This is a genomic window from Streptomyces sp. 6-11-2, from assembly GCF_006540305.1.
Lineage (GTDB): Bacteria > Actinomycetota > Actinomycetes > Streptomycetales > Streptomycetaceae > Streptomyces.
In genome coordinates this window covers 4,655,561-4,675,719 of sequence record NZ_BJOR01000001.1, presented here as the reverse complement: position 1 = coordinate 4,675,719, position 20,159 = coordinate 4,655,561, and the positions used below count along the sequence as shown (strand labels likewise).

The window sequence follows — 20,159 nt, the reverse complement described above, 5'->3', positions numbered from 1 at the left end:
GCATGAAACTCACCGTGGTCGGCGGCGGCTCGACCTACACCCCCGAACTCGTCGACGGTTTCGCACGTCTGAGGGACACCCTGCCCGTCGAGGAACTCGTGCTCGTGGACCCGGCGACGGACCGGCTGGAGCTGGTGGGCGGACTGGCCCGCCGCATCTTCGCCCACCAGGGCCACCCCGGCCGTGTCGTCACCACCTCCGACCTGGACGCGGCCGTGGACGGCGCCGACGCGGTACTGCTCCAGCTGCGCGTCGGCGGCCAGGCGGCCCGGCAGCAGGACGAGACATGGCCCCTGGAGTGCGGCTGCGTGGGTCAGGAGACCACCGGCGCGGGCGGTCTGGCCAAGGCGCTGCGCACGGTCCCGGTGGTCCTGGACATCGCCGACCGCGTCCGCCGCACGAACCCGAACGCCTGGATCATCGACTTCACCAACCCGGTCGGCATCGTCACCCGCGCCCTGCTCCAGGCCGGTCACCGGGCGGTCGGCCTGTGCAACGTGGCGATCGGCTTCCAGCGCAAGTTCGCGCAGATGCTCGGCGTCGCGCCCGCCGACGTCCACCTGGACCACGTGGGCCTGAACCACCTCACCTGGGAGACGGGGGTGCGTCTGGGCGGCCCGGAGGGCGAGGACGTACTGCCCGCGCTCCTGGCCGAGCACGGCGAGTCGATCGCCGGCGGCCTGCGCCTGCCCCGCCCGCTCCTGGACCGCCTGGGCGTGGTGCCCTCCTACTACCTGCGCTACTACTACGCGCACGACGAGGTCGTGGAGGAGCTGCGCACCAAGCCGTCCCGGGCGGCCGAAGTGGCGGCGATGGAGCGGGAGCTGCTGGCGATGTACGGCGACCCGGCCCTGGTGGAGAAGCCTGCCCTGCTGGCCGGGCGGGGCGGCGCCTACTACTCGGAGGCGGCCGTGGACCTGGCGGCGGCCCTGCTGGGCGGAGGGGGCAACCCGTACCAGGTGGTGAACACGTACAACAAGGGCACCCTGCCCTTCCTCCCGGACGACGCCGTGATCGAGGTGCAGGCGGCGGTGGGTTCCAAGGGCCCGGTCCCCCTCCCCGTCTCCGACATGGACCCGCTGTACGCGGGCCTGATGGCGGACGTGACGGCGTACGAGGACCTGGCGCTGGAGGCGGCCCTGCGCGGCGGCCGGGACCGGGTCTTCCGCGCCCTCCTCGCGCACCCCCTGATCGGCCAGTACGCCTACGCCGAGGCCCTCACCGACCAACTCGTCGCGCACAACCGGGAGTACCTCGCGTGGGCCTGACCGCAAGCGTCCTCGCCATCGACGCGGGCAACAGCAAGACCGACGTGGCGGTGGTGGCGGCCGACGGGCACGTCCTCGCCACGGCCCGCGGCGGCGGGTTCCGGCCGCCGGCCGTGGGTGTCGGGACCGCGGTGGACGCCCTGGAGGAAACGGTCCGGCGGGCGTACGCGCAGGCCGGCGTCACCGCCGCCGGCCATGTCTCGGCATGCCTGGCCAACGCCGATCTCCCGGTGGAGGAGGAGCAGTTGGCGTCCGCCCTGCACGCGCGCGCGTGGGGCACGACGGTGGAGGTCCGCAACGACACGTTCGCGATCCTGCGCGCGGGCGTGGCCGAACCGCGCGGGGTCGCGGTCGTCTGCGGCGCCGGCATCAACTGCGTCGGCATGCTCCCGGACGGCCGCACCGCGCGCTTCCCCGCGCTCGGCCGCGTCTCCGGCGACTGGGGCGGCGGCTGGGGCCTGGCGGAGGAGGCCCTGTGGTACGCGGCCCGCGCGGAGGACGGCCGCGGCGCGCCCACCGCCCTGTCCCGCACCCTCCCCGCCCACTTCGGGCTGGCCTCCGTGTACGCCCTCATCGAGGCGCTGCACCTGCGGCACGTCGACCACAACCGCCGCCACGAACTGGCCCCGGTCCTGTTCACCACGGCCGACCAGGGCGATCCGATCGCCCGCACGATCGTCGACCGCCAGGCCGAGGAGGTGGTGGCCATGGCCACGGTCGCCCTGACCCGCCTCGGTCTGCTCGACGAGGAGACACCGGTCCTCCTCGGCGGCAGTGTCCTCGCCGCCCGCCACCCCCGGCTCGACGACGCCGTACGCGACCTCCTCGCCGCCCGCGCCCCCAAAGCGGTCCCGCGGGTCGTCACGGCCCGTCCGGTCCTGGGCGCGGCCCTCCTGGGCCTGGACCACGTGGGAGCGCCGGCGGCGGCCCGGGAAAGGGTGCGGGCCCACTTCGAACAGTGAGAGACGGTGGGCATCCCGACGGTGGGCATCCCGCGAGCGCGGCCGGGGGAACCGAACTGGTTCCCCCGGCGTATTCATGGGCAAGGGGTGGTACGGGGCGGGCGCACTGCGGCCCGGCCGAGTTCCGGTGAAGGCCGGTGCGGATGCCGGTCCCGGCAGCGATACTTGCGGCGACGGATGACCACGGGGGAGGTCAGCAGTGACACAACCGCCGACGAGCAGTTCGGCACCGCCGGGGCCGGGCCTGCCCACCCTGCCGGCGGTTCCGCCGCAGCCCGCGGTCCCCGCTCCCGCCGCGCGGCCCCCCGCGCCCCCGCGCCGCACCGCCTTCGCGGAGGGCGCCGAACGCCTGCGCGCCGCCGCCACCACGGAGCCCGGCCGCCTCCGCGTCATCGGCGCCGTCATCGCCCTTCTCGTCCTGGCCTTCGGCGCCGTCACCGCCCTCCAGGCCACCGACCGCTCCTCGGCCGCCGACGACGTCCTGCACCGCAGCCAGCCGCTCAGCTCCGACGCGGCGGACATCTACCGCTCGCTCGCCGACGCCAACACCATGGCGACCAGCGGCTACCTGGCCGGTCTCCAGGAGACGACGGCCACCCGCGAGCGCTACGAGTCCGATGTCCGCACGGCCGCCGCCAAGCTGGTCACCGCCGCCGCCAACTCCGCCCCCGGCAGCCCCTCCGCGACCACCATCACCAAGCTCAACGAGCTCCTGCCGCGCTACAAGGGCCTGGTCGAGTCCGCCCGCGCCAACAACCGCCAGGGCTTCCCGGTGGGCGGCGCGTACCTGCGCGCCGCCAACGAGACCATGCAGGACGAGATGCTCCCGGCGGCCGAGGACCTGTACCAGAAGGAGAACCAGCGGCTCCGCTCCGACTACGGGGACGCGACACCGTACCCGTGGGCCGCGATCGCCCTCGGCGTCGTCGCCCTGGCCGCCCTCGCCTGGGCCCAGCGGCGCAACTACCGGCGCACGAACCGGGTGCTGAACCACGGCCTGGTCGCCGCGACCGCCGCCACCACCGTCGTCCTGCTGTGGCTGGTGATCGGCCACAGCGTCGCGCGCGCGGGACTCAACGGCTCCTACACGCACGGCGTGCGCTCGCTGAACGTGCTGCACGACGCCCGTATCGCCTCCCTCAAGGCACGCAGCGACGAGAACCTGACCCTCGTCAGCCGCGGCGCGGAGACCAAGACGCTGAAGGACGGCACGGTCATGGACGCCTACGACTGGGCGTACGACCAGGAACTCGGCACCCTCGCCCGGACGCTGTCCCGGGCCGGCGCCCTCGCCGAGGACCCGGGGGGCAGAAAGCCGGTGGACACGGCGAACGAGTCGATGAAGGTGTGGAAGCAACGACACGAACTGGCCCGCCAGGCCAACGACTCCGGCGACTACCAGAAGGCACGCGACCGGGTCATCGGCACCACCGCCAAGGACCGGACGGAGTCGACGGGTGAGTGCTTCGACAACGTCGACGCCTCCCTCGCGTCGGCGCTCACCCATGAGACGGGCCGGTTCCGGCAGGCCGCGGAGGACGGCCGGGCCGCGATGACGGGCCTGCCGGTCGGCTCCGCGGTGCTCGCGGTGTTCGGCGCGGCCGGCGCGGTGCTGGGCATCGGGCGCAGGCTTTCGGAGTACCGGTGAAAGGGAGCGTGGCAGCGGTGAAAGGGGGCGTGGCGATGCGAGCACGACGTCTGCGGGCCGGCCTGAAGGGCTGGGGCGGTGTCGGCGCGATGGCGGCCGTCTGCGCCCTGGCACTGGCCTTCGTCCTGCTGCTGCCCCGCACCCAGCCGCAGGGCGCCGGCGGCCCCGCCACAAGCGGCTCGCGAGCCGCTCAGGGCACGCAGTCCAAGGCGGACAACTGCCAGGACAGCCAGGCGCAGAACCTGAGCCCGTCCCCGTCCGGCGCCGGCGGCCCCACGCTGAGCGCCATCCGGTCGCGCGGCTATCTGTCGGTCGGCGTCGACCAGAACAGCTACCGCTGGGGCTACCGCAACCCGAACAACGCCTCCGGCGCGCTGGAGGGCTTCGACATCGACCTCGTGCACCGCATCGCCGAGGACATCCTCGGCGACGCGAACAAGGTCCAGTTCAAGGCCATCCCCACCAACGAGCGGATACCCGCGATCCGCAGCGGCCGGGTGGACATGGTGGTGCGCACCATGACCATCACCTGCGACCGGCTGAAGCAGGTGGCGTTCTCCGCCCCCTACTTCCTGACCGGCCAGCAGGTCCTGGCCCCCAAGACCTCCGGCATCACCGGCTACGACGGCTCCCTCGCCGGGAAGAGGATCTGCTCGGCGACCGGCTCCACGGCCTACGACCACCTGTCCGCCGACACCAGGGACGGCAGGCTCCCCGCGTCCACCGACATCACCACCACCGTCCCCAACCAGCTGGACTGCCTGGTGCGGCTCCAACTCGGCGAGGTGGACGCGGTGGTGACGGACGGCGCGCTCGCCGCAAGCCAGGCCGCGCAGGACCCCACGGTGGCCTTGAAGGGCGCCTCCTTCACCAAGGAGTTCTACGGTGTGGCCATGAAGCTCGGTGCCGACGATCTGGTCCGCCGGGTCAACCGGACACTGGAGAACTACCGCAAGGACGGAGGCTGGAAGGCGTCGTACGGGACGTGGCTGTCCGCCACGCTGGGTAAGGACTCACCGTCGGCCACCGCGCCGACGCCGAGCTACCGGTGACCGGTCGCCGGCCGGCGCGGCACCGACGGAGCAGCAGAACCGGCAGTGCACAGGCGACACGCAGCAGCGAGAGGTGATCGATGGGCGTCACGGACCCCGCCGGGCCCGTCATGGACCGGGACGAGGTGGACCGTGCGCTGGCGCGGCTCGGCGCGGAGCACGAGGCCATCGAGACCTCGCTGCTCGCCCTTCAGGACCACGCGGGCCGCAGACTCCTGGAAGGCGCCGAGCTGACCGGCGTCACCGAGGAGCGCTGGGCGGCCACCGAGGCGTCGATCACGCTGCTGTGGGCGTACTTCGACGCCTACAGCGGCGCGCTGCGCACCGCCCGTGAGATCCGCGCCCGCCGCCGCTGGTCCAGCCGCGAGGACCTGGTGGAGCTGACCGGGCTGCTGCGCGGCGAGTCCGTCACCGTCCCCGGCGCGGCCGCCGCGGGCGCGCCCGCCCTGCCCGGTCCGGGCCGGCTCAGCCAGAGCTTCTCCCTGGCCACGCTGGTGGACCGGATGAACGAGCTGTACGCGACCGGTCTGGACATGGTGGTCGCCGCCGACGCGGTGTGGTCGGCGCTGCCCGCGCGGATCGATCTGCTGGCCGCGGAGCTCCAGCGCACCCGCCGGCTCGCGCACTCGGTCGGCGTCCGCCCCGGCGAGCATCCGGCGGGCGACGACCTGGAGCGCGTCACGCGCACGCTGACGAGGCTGCGCGCGGAGGTGATCTCCGATCCGCTCGCCTTCTGGGTGCCCGCGCAGGGCAGTTCGGCGCCGGGCGGCGGACGGCCGGACACCACGGTGTACGACCGGGAGGCGCGGGCGCTGGACGAGGTGCGCCGGGAGATCGACGCCGTGCTCGGGGTCCGGCAGGATGCCGAGCAGCGGCTGATCAGGCTGCGGGACGTGCTCTCGCGCGCGGACCGCACGCTCGCCGAGGCGCGCACCGCGCGCGGTGAGGTGCTGGCGAAGATCGCCGCCACGGAGGTACCGGTGGTCAGCGGTCCGCCGACCGCCCTTCAGGAGCAGCTGGCGACGGCCGCCGAGTACCGCAGGCAGGCCCGGTGGCACCGGCTGTCGCCGCTGCTGGAGTCGCTGGAGCAGAAGGCGGAGGACGAACTTCAGCGCGCCCGCGAGTCGTTGACGGCGGTCACCGCGCCGCTGGCGGTCCGTGCCGAGCTGCGCGGGCGGCTGGACGCGTACAAGGCGAAGGTCGCCCGGCACGGCCTGGCGGAGGACCCGCTGCTGGTCGAGCGGTACGACGCGGCGCGCCGCATGCTGTGGAGCGCGCCCTGCGACCTGCGGGTGGCCGAACAGGCCGTGCTGCGCTACCAGCAGGCGGCGGCCGAGTCGCTCGGCGGCTCGCGGGTGCCGGAGCAGGGCGGGCCCGAGGGACGGTAGGGGGAGTCATGAGTCAGGCGGGGCAGACCTGTCAGCGGCCGGGCTGCGGCGGGTCGTACGAGGACGTCGGCGGCGGCGAGCTGTACTGCGACACGTGCGGTCTCGCGCCGGTCGTCTCGGCGACCGGCATGGTGGGCTCGCCGCCCACCGGCGTCACCGGCGGCGGGGACTCGCGGGGTTCGGTGGGCAGCGGCGGCTCGGCCTCCAGCGCCCGCAGTTCCCGTACGTCGTCGCAGTCGTCGAAATCGCGCCGCTCGGTGTCGGGACGGCTCTCGCGCTCGCTGTCGGGCAAGGCGACCGGCCGGTCGGTGTCGGTGCGCAGCTCCGGCTCCACGACGGGCTCCTCCGGCCGCGGCCGGCTGGGCGCGGGTCTGGTGCAGGTGCCGCAGGTGCCGCGGCCGGACCCGCGTTCGATGGTGCTGGAGAACCCCGAGGTGCCGGAGCGCAAGCGGTTCTGCTCGCGCTCGGACTGCGGTGCGCCGGTCGGGCGCGCGCGGGGGGACCGCCCGGGCCGTACGGAGGGCTTCTGCACCAAGTGCGGGCACCCGTACTCCTTCGTGCCCAAGCTGAGGGCCGGGGACATCGTCCACGGCCAGTACGAGGTCGTGGGCTGTCTGGCGCACGGCGGCCTGGGCTGGATCTACCTCGCCGTGGACCGGGCCGTGTCCGACCGCTGGGTGGTCCTCAAGGGCCTGCTGGACACCGGCGACCAGGACGCGATGGCGGCGGCGATCTCCGAGCGGCGGTTCCTGGCGGAGATCGAGCACGCCAACATCGTGCGGATCTACAACTTCGTCGAGCACCTCGACCAGCGGACCGGCTCCCTCGACGGCTACATCGTGATGGAGTACGTCGGCGGCAAGTCGCTGAAGGAGATCGCCAACTCCCGTCGCACCCCGGAGAGCAGACGCGACCCGCTGCCGGTGGAGCAGGCCTGCGCGTACGGGATCGAGGCGCTGGAGGCGCTCGGTCATCTGCACAGCCGCAACCTGCTGTACTGCGACTTCAAGGTCGACAACGCGATCCAGACCGAGGACCAGCTCAAGCTGATCGACATGGGCGCGGTGCGCCGTATGGACGACGACGAGTCGGCCATCTACGGCACGGTCGGCTACCAGGCGCCCGAGGTCGCCGAGGTCGGCCCGTCGGTGGCCAGCGACCTGTACACGGTGGGCCGTACGCTCGCCGTCCTCACCTTCGACTTCCAGGGCTACACGAACGTCTTCGCGGACTCCCTGCCCGACCCCGACAACATCGAGGTCTTCCGCCAGTACGAGTCCTTCTACCGCCTGCTGGTCCGTGCCACCGACCCCGACCCGGCCCGCCGGTTCGCCTCGGCGCAGGAGATGGCGGAGCAGCTCACGGGCGTGCTGCGGGAGGTCGTGTCCCTCCAGACCGGCCGGGCCCGGCCGGCTCTTTCGACGCTGTTCGGCCCGGAACTGCGGGTGACGGACACGGAGTTGTTCCCGAGGCTGGACGGGGACGTGTCCCGGCTGGGAGCGCGGGCGACACGCTCGCGCGGATCGGCCCCGGCCCTCGCGGCCGGTACCGCGCACGGCCACGGCGTCCCGGACACGCCGAACGCCCCGGCTCTCCCGGCTCTCCCGGCTCTCCCGGCGCTCGTCAAGCCCGTCGACACGCCCGCCGCCGCGCTCGCCCTGCCGGTCCCCCACGTCGACCCGAGTGACCCGAACGCGGGTTTTCTGGCAGGCCTGTTGACGTCCGCGCCCGGGGAACTGGCGCACGCGCTCGCGGCGGCGCCCACGCAGTCGGCCGAGACCCGGCTGCGCCAGGTCAGGGCCCGGCTGGAGACCGGCGAACCGGCCACCGCGCTGGAGGTCCTGCGCCAACTGGAGCAGCGGAACCCGGACGACTGGCGGGTCGTCTGGTACCGGGGCGTGGCCTCCCTGGTCACCGGCGACCACGAGGAGGCGGCCCTCGCCTTCGACGCGGTCTACGACGCCTTCCCCGGTGAGGTCGCGCCGAAGCTGGCGCTCGGTCTGTGCGCCGAGGTGCTCGGCCAGCTCGACAACGCCGCCGAGTACTACCGCCTGGTGTGGTCGACCGACCCGAGCCAGGTCAGCGCCGCGTTCGGGCTGGCCCGCGTGCAGCTCGCCACCGGCGAACGGCCCGGCGCGGTACGGACCCTGGAGTCCGTTCCGGAGTCCTCGATCCACTACACGGCGGCGCGCGTGGCGGCCGTACGGGCACGGCTGAGGCACCGTACGGCGGCGGCGTCCGACACGCCGTTCCTGGACGATCTGACGGCCGCCTCCGGGCAGGTCGAGGCACTTCAGGCCTACGGTCTGGACCCGGCGCGGCGCGAGCTGTTGTCGGCGGAAGTCCTCGGCTGCGCCCTGGACTGGGTACTCTCCGGGGGCCGGGCCACCGACCCGGCCGCCCGGCGGGTGCTGCTCGGGAGCGATCTGGACGAGCGGGGACTCCGCTTCGGCCTGGAGCGTTCGTACCGCACGCTGGCCCGGCTGGCGCCCGGTGGCGAGGAGAGGATCGACCTGGTGGAACGTGCCAACCGTTACCGCCCCCGGACGTGGGTGTAGTTGATGTCGCAGATGCACCAGCAGGCCGCGCTGCCGAAGTGCCCGAGCTGTGCGGAGCCGCTCGAATCGGGTGACCGCTTCTGCGGCGCGTGCGGGTACGACCTGTCCGCGGCCGCCGAGGGACCGGGCGACACGCCGACGCTCACCATGGACCGCGGCGCGGTGCCGCGCCCGGCCGGCCCCGGCGAGCGTGCCGACGACGCCGTATGGCCGCGCGCACCGCACCCGGACGCCTCCGAGGCCCCGCCACGGCTGCATCTGCCGACGGACCTGCCGGGCACGGACTCGAGCGGCTCCCCGCTGCCGGCACCGGCACGGCAGGCACAGGCGCAGGCTCAAGCCCAGTCCCAGGCGCAGGCCCAGGCGGCGGTGCAGGCGGCGGTCCAGCAGCGGCCGCATCCGGTGGCGCAGTCCCCGCAGCAACCACAGACGGGTCAACCCCAGCCGCAACCGCAGCCGCAGCCACAGCCACCAGCCGAGGCCCGGGCGACGGGCCGGCCGCAGCCGCAGCCGCAGCCGCAGGCCCACGCACAGGCCGCAGTTCAGCAGCAGCCGCAAGGACAAGGACAGGCGCAAACACAGCCACAGCAGCACCCGCAGCCGCAAGGCCAGGGTCCGCAGCCACAGGGACAGCCACAGCAGCAAGGGGCGTCCGCCTCGGGCGTGCGGTTCGACCGGCCGGCGGAGCCCGACGAGTACCCGCTGCAGGCACCGGACCCGCGCGTGCCCGCCGACTCCGACACCGCCGCTCCGGCCGAGGGCACCCCGGGCGACGGCGCCCCGGGCGAGGCCACCACGGTGTGCGTGGCCTGCCGGGCCGGCCGGGTCGACAGCGACGGCTACTGCGAGAACTGCGGGCACGCCCAGCCGCGCGAACGCGACCACATGGAACAGGAGTCGGGCCCGATCGCCGCCGTCAGCGACCGCGGCCTGCGCCACCACCGCAACGAGGACGCCTTCGCCCTCGGCCGTACCGCGCTGCCCGACGGCTCTCCCGCCCTCGCGGCGATCGTCTGCGACGGCGTGTCCTCCGCGACCCGCCCCGACGACGCCTCCCTGGCCGCCTCCCGAGCGGCGAGCGAGTCGCTGCTGGCCGCGCTGCCCCGCGGCACGCACCCGCAGCAGGCCATGCACGACGCGATCGTCGCCGCCGCGCAGGCGGTCGACGCGCTCGCCGGGGAGCCCGCGCCGGCCGGCCGGCACTCCGCCCACCAGAACGCGCCGGCCTGCACGTTCGTCGGCGCGGTGGTCACCTCCGGACTGCTGGTCGTCGGCTGGGTCGGCGACAGCCGCGCCTACTGGGTCCCGGTGGACCGCGGCGCGCCCCCGGCCCGGCTCACCGAGGACGACTCGTGGGCCGCGCAGATGGTCTCCGCGGGCCTGATGTCCGAGGCGGAGGCGTACGCCGACGAGCGCGCCCACGCGATCACCGGCTGGCTCGGCGCGGACGCCTACGAACTGGAGCCGCACACCGCCTCCTTCAAGCCGGACCGGCCGGGAGTGGTCGTGGTGTGCACGGACGGGCTGTGGAACTACGCCGAGACGGCCCGGGAGATGGCCGAGGCCGTCCCCCTCGACGCCGCCGTGCGCCCGCTGCACAGCGCCCGGGTCCTGGTCGGCCACGCCCTGGACGGCGGGGGCCACGACAACGTAACAGTGGCCGTCCTGCCGTTCCCGGCCACGCCGCAGGGGGCAGGATCGGCCTGAGGGACGTACGCGGGGGCGCGTGACGAGACCCCCCGGCCGAGCCCTCGGCGCGGGGAAGCTCCGCGGGCCGGCGGGGGCCGGTCCGTCCACAGTCGTCGTCCCCGTTCACGGGGTCCAGAGGGGGATCTGGGACAGCATGGCGAATTTCTCGAAGCCCAGCGTGCCGCAGTTCGCGGTGGACGTGTACCAGAACGAGTACCTGCCGGAGGGCGGCCGGGAGGTCAACTCGATCGTCACGGTCAGCGCGACCGGCGGCGGCACGATCGGCAGCGCGGTCGCGGCACCGCACCTGTACACGCCCGGGCAGGGACCGTCCGCCGCGGTGGCGATCATGGTCGACTGCTCGGGTTCGATGGACTATCCGCCGACCAAGATGCGCAACGCCCGGGACGCCACGGCCGCCGCGATCGACACCCTGCGCGACGGTGTGCACTTCGCGGTGATCGGCGGCACGCACGTGGCCAAGGAGGTCTATCCGGGCGGCGGCCGGCTCGCGGTCGCCGACGCGACCACCCGCGACCAGGCCAAGCAGGCGCTGCGCAGGCTCAGCGCGGGCGGCGGCACGGCCATCGGCACCTGGCTGCGGCTGGCCGACCGGCTGCTGTCCTCGGCCGACGTCGCCATCCGGCACGGGATCCTGCTCACCGACGGCCGCAACGAGCACGAGTCGCCCGAGGACCTCCGGCGGACACTCGACGCATGCGCGGGGCGCTTCACATGTGACGCGCGGGGCGTGGGCACCGACTGGGAAGTGAAAGAAGTCACACAGATCGCCTCCGCGCTGCTCGGCACCGCCGACATCGTCGCCGATCCGGCGGGCCTGGCCGCCGACTTCAGGCGGATGATGGAGACGGCGATGGGCAAGGAGGTCGCGGACGTCTGGCTGCGGGTATGGACGCCGGTGGGCACGACCATCAAGTTCGTCAAGCAAGTCGCCCCATCCGTTGAGGAGTTGACCGACCGCCGGGCCGAGGCGGGCCCGCGCGCCGGGGACTATCCCACCGGATCCTGGGGGGACGAGTCCCGCGACTACCACCTCTGTGTGGAGGTGCCCGCGGCCGGCATCGGGCAGGAGATGCTCGCCGCCCGGATCTCCCTGGTGGTGCCCAAACCGGACGGCACGGTGCAGAATCTCGGCGCCCAGGGCCTGGTACGGGCCGTGTGGACCGACGACATGACCGCCTCCACCTCGATCAATCCGCAGGTGGCGCACTACACCGGGCAGGCCGAACTGGCGCAGGCCATCCAGCAGGGCCTCGACCTTCGTAAAGCAGGCGATTTCGATGGAGCAACGGCCAAGCTGGGCCGCGCTGTTCAGCTCGCCGGAGCCTCGGGGAACGCGGATACTGCGAAACTGCTTGCGAAGGTGGTGGACGTGGTCGACGCCGCGACGGGTACTGTGCGACTGAAAGCGAAGGTCGACGAGGCCGACGAGATGACTCTCGAAACCCGGTCCACCAAGACCGTTCGCGTGAAGAAGTGACACGGGAAGACCGCCCAGGACAGCGAGCCCGACCCCTCGGGGTGGGAGAAATCCGGCCGCACCGGCCGGAGAAGGAGAGGGGGAAGCGCCGACATGCCGACCTGCCCGAACGGACACCAGTCGGGTTCCGACGACTGGTGCGAGGTGTGCGGTCACCGCATGGCCGGTGCCGTGCCTCCGCCTCCCCCGCCGCCCCCGGTCGGGGGCTACGGCTTCCCGCCCGCGCCGGGGCCCGCCGGTCCCGGTCAGCCGGGTGCGCCCGGCGTGCCCGGTGGGCGCCCGCACCTGTCCGCCGTACCGAACCCCGAGCCGGAGCTCTGCCCGCAGTGCCGTACGCCCCGTGAGGGCGGCGCGCCGTTCTGCGAGGAGTGCCGGTGGAACTTCCTGACGAACACGGCGACCTCGTACACGCCGGCCGCGCCGCCCGGTCCCGGTCCCGGTCCCGGTCCCGGCCCGCGTTTCCCGCAGCCGCCCGGTCCGGCCTTCGGCGGCGACACGTTCGAGTACCAGGGCTCCCGGCCGTCCCAGGTGAACCGGCCCGCCGAGCCGATCCCGCACGCCCCGCCCTTCGGGACCGAGCCCCCCGGCCGCCCCGGCCCCCCGAACTTCGGGACCGAGCCCCCCGGCCGCCCCGGCCCGCCGAACTTCGGCGGCGACCCGTCACGGCCGGTTCCGCCGCCGCCCGGTGCCCCCGGAGCGCCCGGTGGTGCCCCGCAGGCGTTCCAGCAGCCCGGCCCGCCGGCACCGCCCGGGTTCCCGCAGGAGACCGGCCGGCCGCCGCACGGCGGTGACGACGACTGGGTGATCTCCCCGCCGTCGTCCACGGGCCCCTCCGGTCCGGGCGTCCCCGGCCGTCCCGGCCCCGGCCAGGCGGGCGGCTACGGCTACCCGCAGCCGGGTGCCACCCAGGCCCCGCCGGGACCGGCCTTCCCGCAGCAGCCGCAGCAGCCCGCGACCTGGACGGCGACGATCGGCCCGGACCGCGACTACTTCATGGCGATGATGCAGCGCTCCGGCCCCGAGGCCGCGGGTCTGAACCTGCCCGCGTACTCGCCCGAGCAGCAGCGCACGCTCACCGGCAACCAGGTCACCATCGGCCGCCGCCGGCACTCCACCGGCGACACCCCCGACATCGACCTGTCGGTCCCGCCGGAGGACCCGGGCGTCTCCCACCAGCACGCGGTGCTGGTCCAGCAGCCCGACGGCAGCTGGGCGGTGGTCGACCAGAACTCGACCAACGGCACCACGGTCAACGGCTCGGAGGACCCCATCCAGCCCTTCGTGCCGGTCCCCCTCCAGGACGGCGACCGCGTGCACGTGGGCGCCTGGACGACGATCACGATCAGGCGTGGCTAGGGTCTCTCGTCCGGAACACGTCGGAAACCCGGAAGCCCAGGCCCTGTCATCCGGGCAGGTCCTAGGCCTCCGGTCCTCCGTCCGGCCGTCTGAGAGCATGGACGGGTGAATGAGATTCGGCGTGGCACGCTTCAGGAGCAGACCTTCTACGAGCAGGTCGGCGGCGAGGAGACCTTCCGCCGGCTGGTCCACCGTTTCTACGAGGGGGTGGCCGGGGATCCCGAGTTGCGGGCGATGTATCCCGAGGAGGATCTGGAACCGGCCGAGGAGCGGCTGCGGCTGTTCCTGATCCAGTACTGGGGCGGTCCGACGACGTACGGCGAGCGGCGCGGCCATCCGCGGCTGCGGATGCGGCACGCGCCCTTCCGGGTCGACCGGGCGGCGCACGACGCCTGGCTGCGGCACATGCGGGTGGCGGTCGACGAGCTCGGCCTGTCGCAGGAGCACGAGCAGACGCTGTGGAACTACCTGACGTACGCGGCGGCGTCGATGGTGAACACACCCGACTGAGCCGCCACACAGAAACCTGAGTACCGGATTCCGGTCGTCCGGCGCCGGATTCCGATCACGATCCGGTCAAGCTCGGCCCACAAACGCTTACCCGCGCCGCGCTCCCTCTGACAACATCACCGAAAAGGTCTGGACAACGGCAGGGGGAGCCGGGTGGCGGGGTTCACTGGATTCGTCCTGCTGCGTGCGCGGGCGCACCGGTTGCTGCTGGCAGCCGCGTTGCTCACGGTGCTGCTGACCACGGCGGTACTGGCGACACTCACCGCCTACTCCGGCGCGATCGGCGACGCGGCGCTGCGCCACTCCCTGCGGGACCCGCGCAACGCCGCCGACGCCACCTTGGTCGTCCGCGTCGACACACCGTCCGAGAAGCGCGCGGCCGCCGACACCGCCGTACGCGAGCAGGCCCGCAAGGCCTTCGACGGACTGCCGGTCACCGTGCGCACCCTGGTGCGCTCCGGCCCCTACGGCCTGCCCCTGTCCCTGCGGCCCCCGGCGGAGCGCTCGGGCGACCCGGACCTGACGTACCTCGCGGCGATCGACCCCACCCAGGTGCGGCTCGTCTCCGGACGCCTCCCCGGCGAGACGGCGACGGGTGACCTCGAGGTCGCGCTGCCGCAGACCGCCGCGCAGCGCCTCGGGCTGAAGCCCGGCGCCCGGCTCACCCTCACCGACCGCCTCGACGGCCGGAAGGCCCAGATTCGGATCACCGGGCTCTACCGCCCCGTCCGCGCCGACGCGCCGTACTGGCGGCTGGACGATCTGGGCGGCCGCGGCGTCCGCAAGGTCGGCTTCACGATGTACGGGCCGCTGCTGACCGACCCCGCCGTCCTCACCGGCGGCAGGGTGAGCGCGGGACAGACCGCGTGGCAGGCGTCGGCGGACTTCTCCACGCTGGCGACCGGACGGATCGGAGCGCTGCGCGACGCGGTGCGCGAGAGTGCCGCGTCCCTGCGCACGTCCACGGCGGTGAGCGGCACACCGGAGGTCACGTCCTCGCTGCCCACCGTCCTGGACCGGATCGACCGCTCCCTGCTCGTGGCCCGCTCCACCCTGATGATCGCCGTGCTCCAGCTGGCGTTGCTCGCCGGCTACGCGCTGCTGCTGGTGGCCCGGCTGCTGAGCACCGAACGCAGCAGGGAGACCCGCCTGCTGCGGGCCCGCGGCGGCTCCCGCGCCCGGATCGCCGGCCTCGCCGCCACCGAGGCGCTGCTGCTCGCCGTGCCCGCCGTGGCCTGCGCGCCGCTGCTGGCGGGACCGCTGACCGGGCTGCTGGCCGAGCAGGGCGCCCTGGCCCGGATCGGACTGCACCCGGACGTCTCCGCGACCGGGCGGCCAGGGGTCTGGCTGGTGGCGGCGGCCGTGGCGCTGGGCTGCGCGATGGCGGTGACGCTGCCCGCGCTGACCTCGTCGTTCACGACCGGCTCGCGGGCCCGTACGCTGCCCGCGCCGCTGCGCGCCGGCGCGGACCTGGGACTGCTGGCGGTGGCCGGTGTGGCGTACTGGCAGCTGAACGGGCAGCCCTCCGGCGCGGTCGGCGGCGACCTCACGGGCGCGCTCGGCATCGACCCGCTGCTGGTCGTCGCGCCCGCACTGGCCCTGCTGGCCGGAACGGTGCTGACCCTGCGGCTGCTGCCGCCGGTGGCCCGGCTGGCCGAGCGGCGCGCGACCGGCGGCCGCGGACTGCCGGCCGCGCTGGCGGGCTGGCAGTTCAGCCGCCGCCCGATGCGCGGGGCCGGGCCGGTGCTGCTGCTCGTACTCGCCATCGCGCTGGGCATGCTGGCGATCGGTCAGGGAGCTTCCTGGGACCGCTCGCAGGACGACCAGGCGGACTTCCGGGCGGGTGCGCCGGTGCGCGTACTGGCCGCCGGGGAGGGGGACCTCGGCCGCACCGAGCAGTACGCGGCCCTCCCGCGCGTGAGCGCCGCCGCCCCAGCCGTCCGCACCACTCTGCCGCTGTCCGGCAACCGCGCCGCAACCGTGCTCGCGCTGGACACCGTGAACGCGGCGGACACGATGCTGATGCGCCCCGACCTGGCGTCCGATTCCGTACGGCCACTGCTGGCGGGGCTCGCGCCCAAGAGCCCGACGGCGGGGCTGAAGCTGCCCGCCGGGACGGCCAGCCTGCGGCTGACCGCAGACATCCACGGCTCCGGCACGAGGATGCCGGTGGACATGGGAGTCACCGTCGAGGACAGTCGCGGAGTCCCGTACCGCATGCCGCTGGGCACGCTGCCCGCCGACGGCCGCTCCCGCCCCCTGGACCTGACCCTCCCCGCGGACGCGGGCCCCCTGACCCTGATCGGTCTCGATCTGTCCCTCAACCAGCCCGTCGACGTCGCCGAGCGGCACCGCCTCACCGTCTCCGAGGTGACCGCCACCGGCGCCGACGGGACGGTACGGCGACTGAGTGCGCCGACGGCCTGGAAGGCGACCTCGATCGGCAACAACATCGCCTCCACTCCCGACGGCGACAACGGCACCTCCCCGGCCAAGGCGGCCGTGACGTCCACCCGCCCGCTGACCGTCACCTACGGCACCGGCTACGTGCCGCACGACCAGCCCTGGGTGACGGGCTCGGTGACCGTGCGGCTCCAGGCGGCGCAGCCCGCGCAGACGGAGGTCGCGGCCGTGGCGACCGACCGTTTCCTCGAATCCACGGGTGCACGCGAGGGGCAGCGGGTGGACGTGACCTTCGGCGGCGAGAACGTTCCGGTCCGGATCGTGCGTTCGGTACGGGCGCTGCCGACCACGGGCACTGCCGATCAGGGCGGTTCCCCGGACGCCGCGCACGACGGCGGAGGTCTGCTGATGGACCTGCGGTCGGTCAACCGGCTGCTCCAGTCACAGTCCGGCGACCGGGCCGCGCCCACCGAGTGGTGGCTGCGCACCGACGCCCACCGGTCGGCGGCCGTGGCCGCGGCCCTGCGGGCCCTGCCCGACATCGACCCGGCGCGAGTGATCGTGCGGGACGAGATCGCCGCCCAGTTGCACGACGACCCGTTCGGCGCCGGGCCCGCGGCCGCCTTCACCGCGGCTTCCGCGGCCGCGGCGGCGCTGGCCGCTGTCGGCTTCGTGGTCGGGGCTGTCGGGGCCCGCAGGGAGCGGGACGCCGAATTCGCCCTCCTGCGTGCCATGGGCGCCCCGCGCCGCCAGCTGGCCCGGACGCTCGCGGCCGAGCAGGGCGTGCTGGTGGCCCTGGCGCTGGCGGTCGGCGTGGTTCTGGGCACCGTACTGGCCCGCACGGTGATCCCGCTGATCGTACTGACCGGGCAGGCCGCGAAACCGCTGCCGACCGTCCTGGTCGAACTGCCCGCCGCTCGGGTGGTCCTGCTGCTGGCGGCCGTCGCCGCCGCGCCGCTCGTCGTCACGGCGGTACTGACCCTGCGCCGGCCCGACCCGGCGCTGTCCCTTCGAGACCGCGGAGGTGAGTGAGCTGAACGCCGTCACTCCCGCCTGGGTCCGGGTACGCCTCCGCACCGCGCCGGGTGCCGCGGCCGCCCTCGCCCTGCTGGTCGCGCTGACCGCGTTCCTTGCGGCCGCGTTCCCCCGCGCGCTCGACCGGTACGAGAACGCCGGTCTGGCCCAGGCCGTCGAGCGGGCCACCCCGCCACGCACCACCTTGACGGTATACGCCCAGGTGCCCCAGGGCCCGGACCGGCAGCGGGAACAGGCGCTGCTCCCGTCGGCCATGGGCCGGCAGCACACCAAGGTCCTCGGCACCATTCCGCGCCCGCTCGTCGCCGACCCCGGCCAGTCGTCGTACGGGGTGGTGAACGGCACCGACCTCCCCGTCCCCGACCGCTGGATCCCCAGGCCCAGCGGGCTGCCCGCGAAAATTCGCCTGGTCGCACCCAGTGGGCTGGCCGAGCACTCCTCGCTGCGCGCGGGCCGGATGCCGCGGGCGACCGGGCGGGTGACGGCCTCGACCCCGGACGTGGAGGCCGCCGTGAGCGCCGCGACGGCCAAGAGCCTGCACATCGAGGTCGGTTCGGTCATCCACGTACCCGCCGTGTCCGGCCCGGCGCTCGCGGTCCGCGTCACCGGCATCATCACCCCGCGCGAGCCCGACGGCGCCTACTGGTCGACCTCGCCGCTGCTGCGCACCCCGGCCCTGGTGCAGGTGCCCTCGGACGAGCCCGAACCGCCGATGTACTGGCTCGGCGCACTGCTCCTGCCGTCCGAGGCCGCCCCCGCTCTGCTGGGCACCGTGGGGACCCCCTTGCGCTACTGGCAGGTGGCTCCCGAGACCCGCGCCCTGCAGGCCCACGACCTCGAGGGCCTGAAGGGCGCGGTCGCCAACCTGAAGTCCGGGCCGGGCCTGGTACAAGTGCGTGCGGCCACCGACCCGGCCACGCAGGTGGACACCGACCTCGACGACATCCTCATCTCCTACGGCCGCCTGAGTTCCGGCATCACCCCGCTGGTCGCCGTCGCCGCCTTCGGCAGCGCGACGGTCGCCGCGGTGGTGCTGCTGATGGCCGGTGGCCTGGCCGCCGACCGCCGCCGCTTCGAACTCACCCTGCTGCGCGCCCGCGGCGCCTCCCTGCCCGGTCTGGCCGGCCGGCTGCTCGCCGAGACGGCGGTGGTCGCCGTGCCCGCCGGCGCACTCGGACTCGGTGCGGCCCTGCTCGCGGTCCCCGAGGGCCGCCCGGGTTACGCGGTCCTCGCGGCCGCCGCGGTCACCGCCGTCGCCTGTGCCGCGCTGCCCGTGCGCGCGGTGGTCGCCCACCGCGCGGTCCGCGTCCACGGACCACGCGAGGACACGGTGTCCGTACGTCCCTCCCAGCGCCGCACGGTCGCCGAGTTGACGCTGCTGGTGATCGCGGCGGGAGCGGTGGAGGCGCTGCGGCGGTACGGGGTCTCGGGGCCGTCGGAGGATGCCGGTGCCTCGGGCGGGTCGGGGGACCAACTGGTGTTCCTGGCCCCGGTGCTGGTGGGCGTGATCGCGGCGCTGCTGCTGGTCCGCCTGTACCCGTTGCCGCTGCGCTGGCTGATGCGTCCGGCCGGCCGGCTGCGCGGGGCGGTGGGTCATCTGTCCCTGGCCCGTGCGGGCCGTACGTCCGTCCCGGCGATGCTGCCCCTGCTGGCGCTGCTGACCGCGCTCACCACCGCCGCCTTCGGAGGCTCCGTACTGGCCGGGGTGGCCGGTGCCCGCGACCAAGCGGCTCTCCTCGCCGTCGGCGCCGGAGCCCGCGTCGAGGGAACCGAAGCGCTGCCGGCCGGACTGTCCGACCGGGTCCGCCGGACACCGGGCGTGCGGGAACTCGCCGAAGTGAGCACGGACTACCTGGCCAAGGCGGGAACGGACCTGACCCGGGTGCCCCTGGCGGGCGTCGACCCGGCGTCCTACGCGTCCCTGGCCACGAGCACCGGGCTCGGCGCCTTCCCCGAGCGGCAGTTGCGGCGGCCGGCCGACGGCCCCCGGGACCCGCTGCCGGCGCTGGCCTCCCCCTCCATCGCCGAGATGTTCGGCAAGCAGCCCTTCAACGTGATGCTGGGCGACGGTACCGACGTCACCGTCCGGATCGTCACCGTCCGGGACCGGACCCCGGCCGTGATCGGCACCAGCTTCCTGGTCGTGGACCGGGCCGGGCTGAGCCGCGAGACGGCCCGTACGAACACGCTGCTCCTGACCGGCGGCCACCCGGACGCCGGCGCCCTGCGCCGGACGGTGGGCGAGTCGGCGTCCGTGCACCTGCGTTCCGAGGAACGGGCCCAGTACGTCGACTCGCCTCTCCAGTCCGGCGCCGAGCGCGTCTACGCGGTAGCGGTGGCCGCCGGCGCCGGCTACGCCGTCCTGGCCCTGCTGCTCGCCCTGCTGCGCACCGCGCCCGAGCGTGCCGCGCTCCTCGCCCGCCTGCGCACCATGGGCCTCACCCGCGCGCAGGGTCGCCGCCTGCTCGTCCTGGAGTCCCTGCCCCAGGCACTGCTCGCCGCGGCGGGCGGAGCGCTGACGGGCTGGGCGACCGTCCTGCTGCTCTCCCCCGGTATCGACCTGACGGTCATCGCGCTGCCGTCGACGACGGTGGTCACCGGTGGGAACGCGCTGCGGACGGACCCGCTCTCGCTGGCCCTGCCGGCGGCGGCGGTGCTGCTGCTGACCGTGGGGATCGCCGTGAGCCAGGCGTGGTGGACGGGACGCAAGGGATCGGTACGGGAGTTGAGAGCGGGGGACGCGAGATGAACCGACCGGACCGCCACAGCCGCCGTAGCCGCCGCTCAGG

General features: G+C 74.4%; 12 protein-coding genes. All 12 read left to right on the top strand.

Going from position 1 to position 20,159, the window contains the following annotated elements; genetic code table 11:
* Window positions 1-2: 2 nt before the first annotated feature.
* The 12 genes from TNCT6_RS20560 (at window position 3) to TNCT6_RS20505 (ending at window position 20,119) form a co-directional block, all read left to right on the top strand.
* On the top strand, window positions 3-1,268 hold the full coding sequence (locus TNCT6_RS20560; protein WP_141360831.1) for a 6-phospho-beta-glucosidase: 1,266 nt from the start codon (window positions 3-5) through the stop codon (window positions 1,266-1,268).
* Complete coding sequence (locus TNCT6_RS20555; protein ID WP_141360829.1) at window positions 1,259-2,230, top strand: N-acetylglucosamine kinase; 972 nt, start codon at window positions 1,259-1,261, stop codon at window positions 2,228-2,230. The genes TNCT6_RS20560 and TNCT6_RS20555 overlap by 10 nt, the downstream gene beginning before the upstream one ends.
* Window positions 2,231-2,429: 199 nt before the next feature.
* Window positions 2,430-3,878: a hypothetical protein gene (locus TNCT6_RS20550; RefSeq protein ID WP_141360827.1), complete on the top strand. Its 1,449-nt coding sequence runs from the start codon at window positions 2,430-2,432 to the stop codon at window positions 3,876-3,878.
* A 35-nt stretch (window positions 3,879-3,913) separates the two neighbouring features.
* Entirely contained in the window at window positions 3,914-4,930 is a 1,017-nt protein-coding gene (locus TNCT6_RS20545; RefSeq protein WP_141360825.1) for a glutamate ABC transporter substrate-binding protein, read from the top strand.
* Window positions 4,931-5,010: 80 nt separating this feature from the next.
* Entirely contained in the window at window positions 5,011-6,318 is a 1,308-nt protein-coding gene (locus TNCT6_RS20540) for a hypothetical protein (protein ID WP_141360823.1), read from the top strand.
* A gap of 8 nt (window positions 6,319-6,326) precedes the next feature.
* Window positions 6,327-8,876, top strand: a complete 2,550-nt coding sequence (locus TNCT6_RS20535; protein ID WP_141360821.1) for a serine/threonine-protein kinase — start codon at window positions 6,327-6,329, stop codon at window positions 8,874-8,876.
* A 3-nt stretch (window positions 8,877-8,879) separates the two neighbouring features.
* Window positions 8,880-10,583 (top strand): PP2C family serine/threonine-protein phosphatase, encoded by a 1,704-nt coding sequence (locus TNCT6_RS20530; protein ID WP_253266172.1) that lies wholly within the window; start codon window positions 8,880-8,882, stop codon window positions 10,581-10,583.
* Between the two features lie 136 nt (window positions 10,584-10,719).
* On the top strand, window positions 10,720-12,066 hold the full coding sequence (locus TNCT6_RS20525) for a VWA domain-containing protein (protein ID WP_141360818.1): 1,347 nt from the start codon (window positions 10,720-10,722) through the stop codon (window positions 12,064-12,066).
* 93 nt (window positions 12,067-12,159) lie between these two features.
* Complete coding sequence (locus TNCT6_RS20520; RefSeq protein ID WP_141360816.1) at window positions 12,160-13,422, top strand: FHA domain-containing protein; 1,263 nt, start codon at window positions 12,160-12,162, stop codon at window positions 13,420-13,422.
* A gap of 105 nt (window positions 13,423-13,527) precedes the next feature.
* Window positions 13,528-13,932, top strand: coding sequence for a globin (locus tag TNCT6_RS20515; RefSeq protein WP_141360814.1), 405 nt, complete (start codon window positions 13,528-13,530; stop codon window positions 13,930-13,932).
* Between the two features lie 153 nt (window positions 13,933-14,085).
* Window positions 14,086-17,367, top strand: coding sequence for an ABC transporter permease (locus tag TNCT6_RS20510; protein WP_141360812.1), 3,282 nt, complete (start codon window positions 14,086-14,088; stop codon window positions 17,365-17,367).
* A 1-nt stretch (window position 17,368) separates the two neighbouring features.
* Window positions 17,369-20,119, top strand: coding sequence for an ABC transporter permease (locus TNCT6_RS20505; protein ID WP_141366651.1), 2,751 nt, complete (start codon window positions 17,369-17,371; stop codon window positions 20,117-20,119).
* Window positions 20,120-20,159 lie beyond the last annotated feature (40 nt).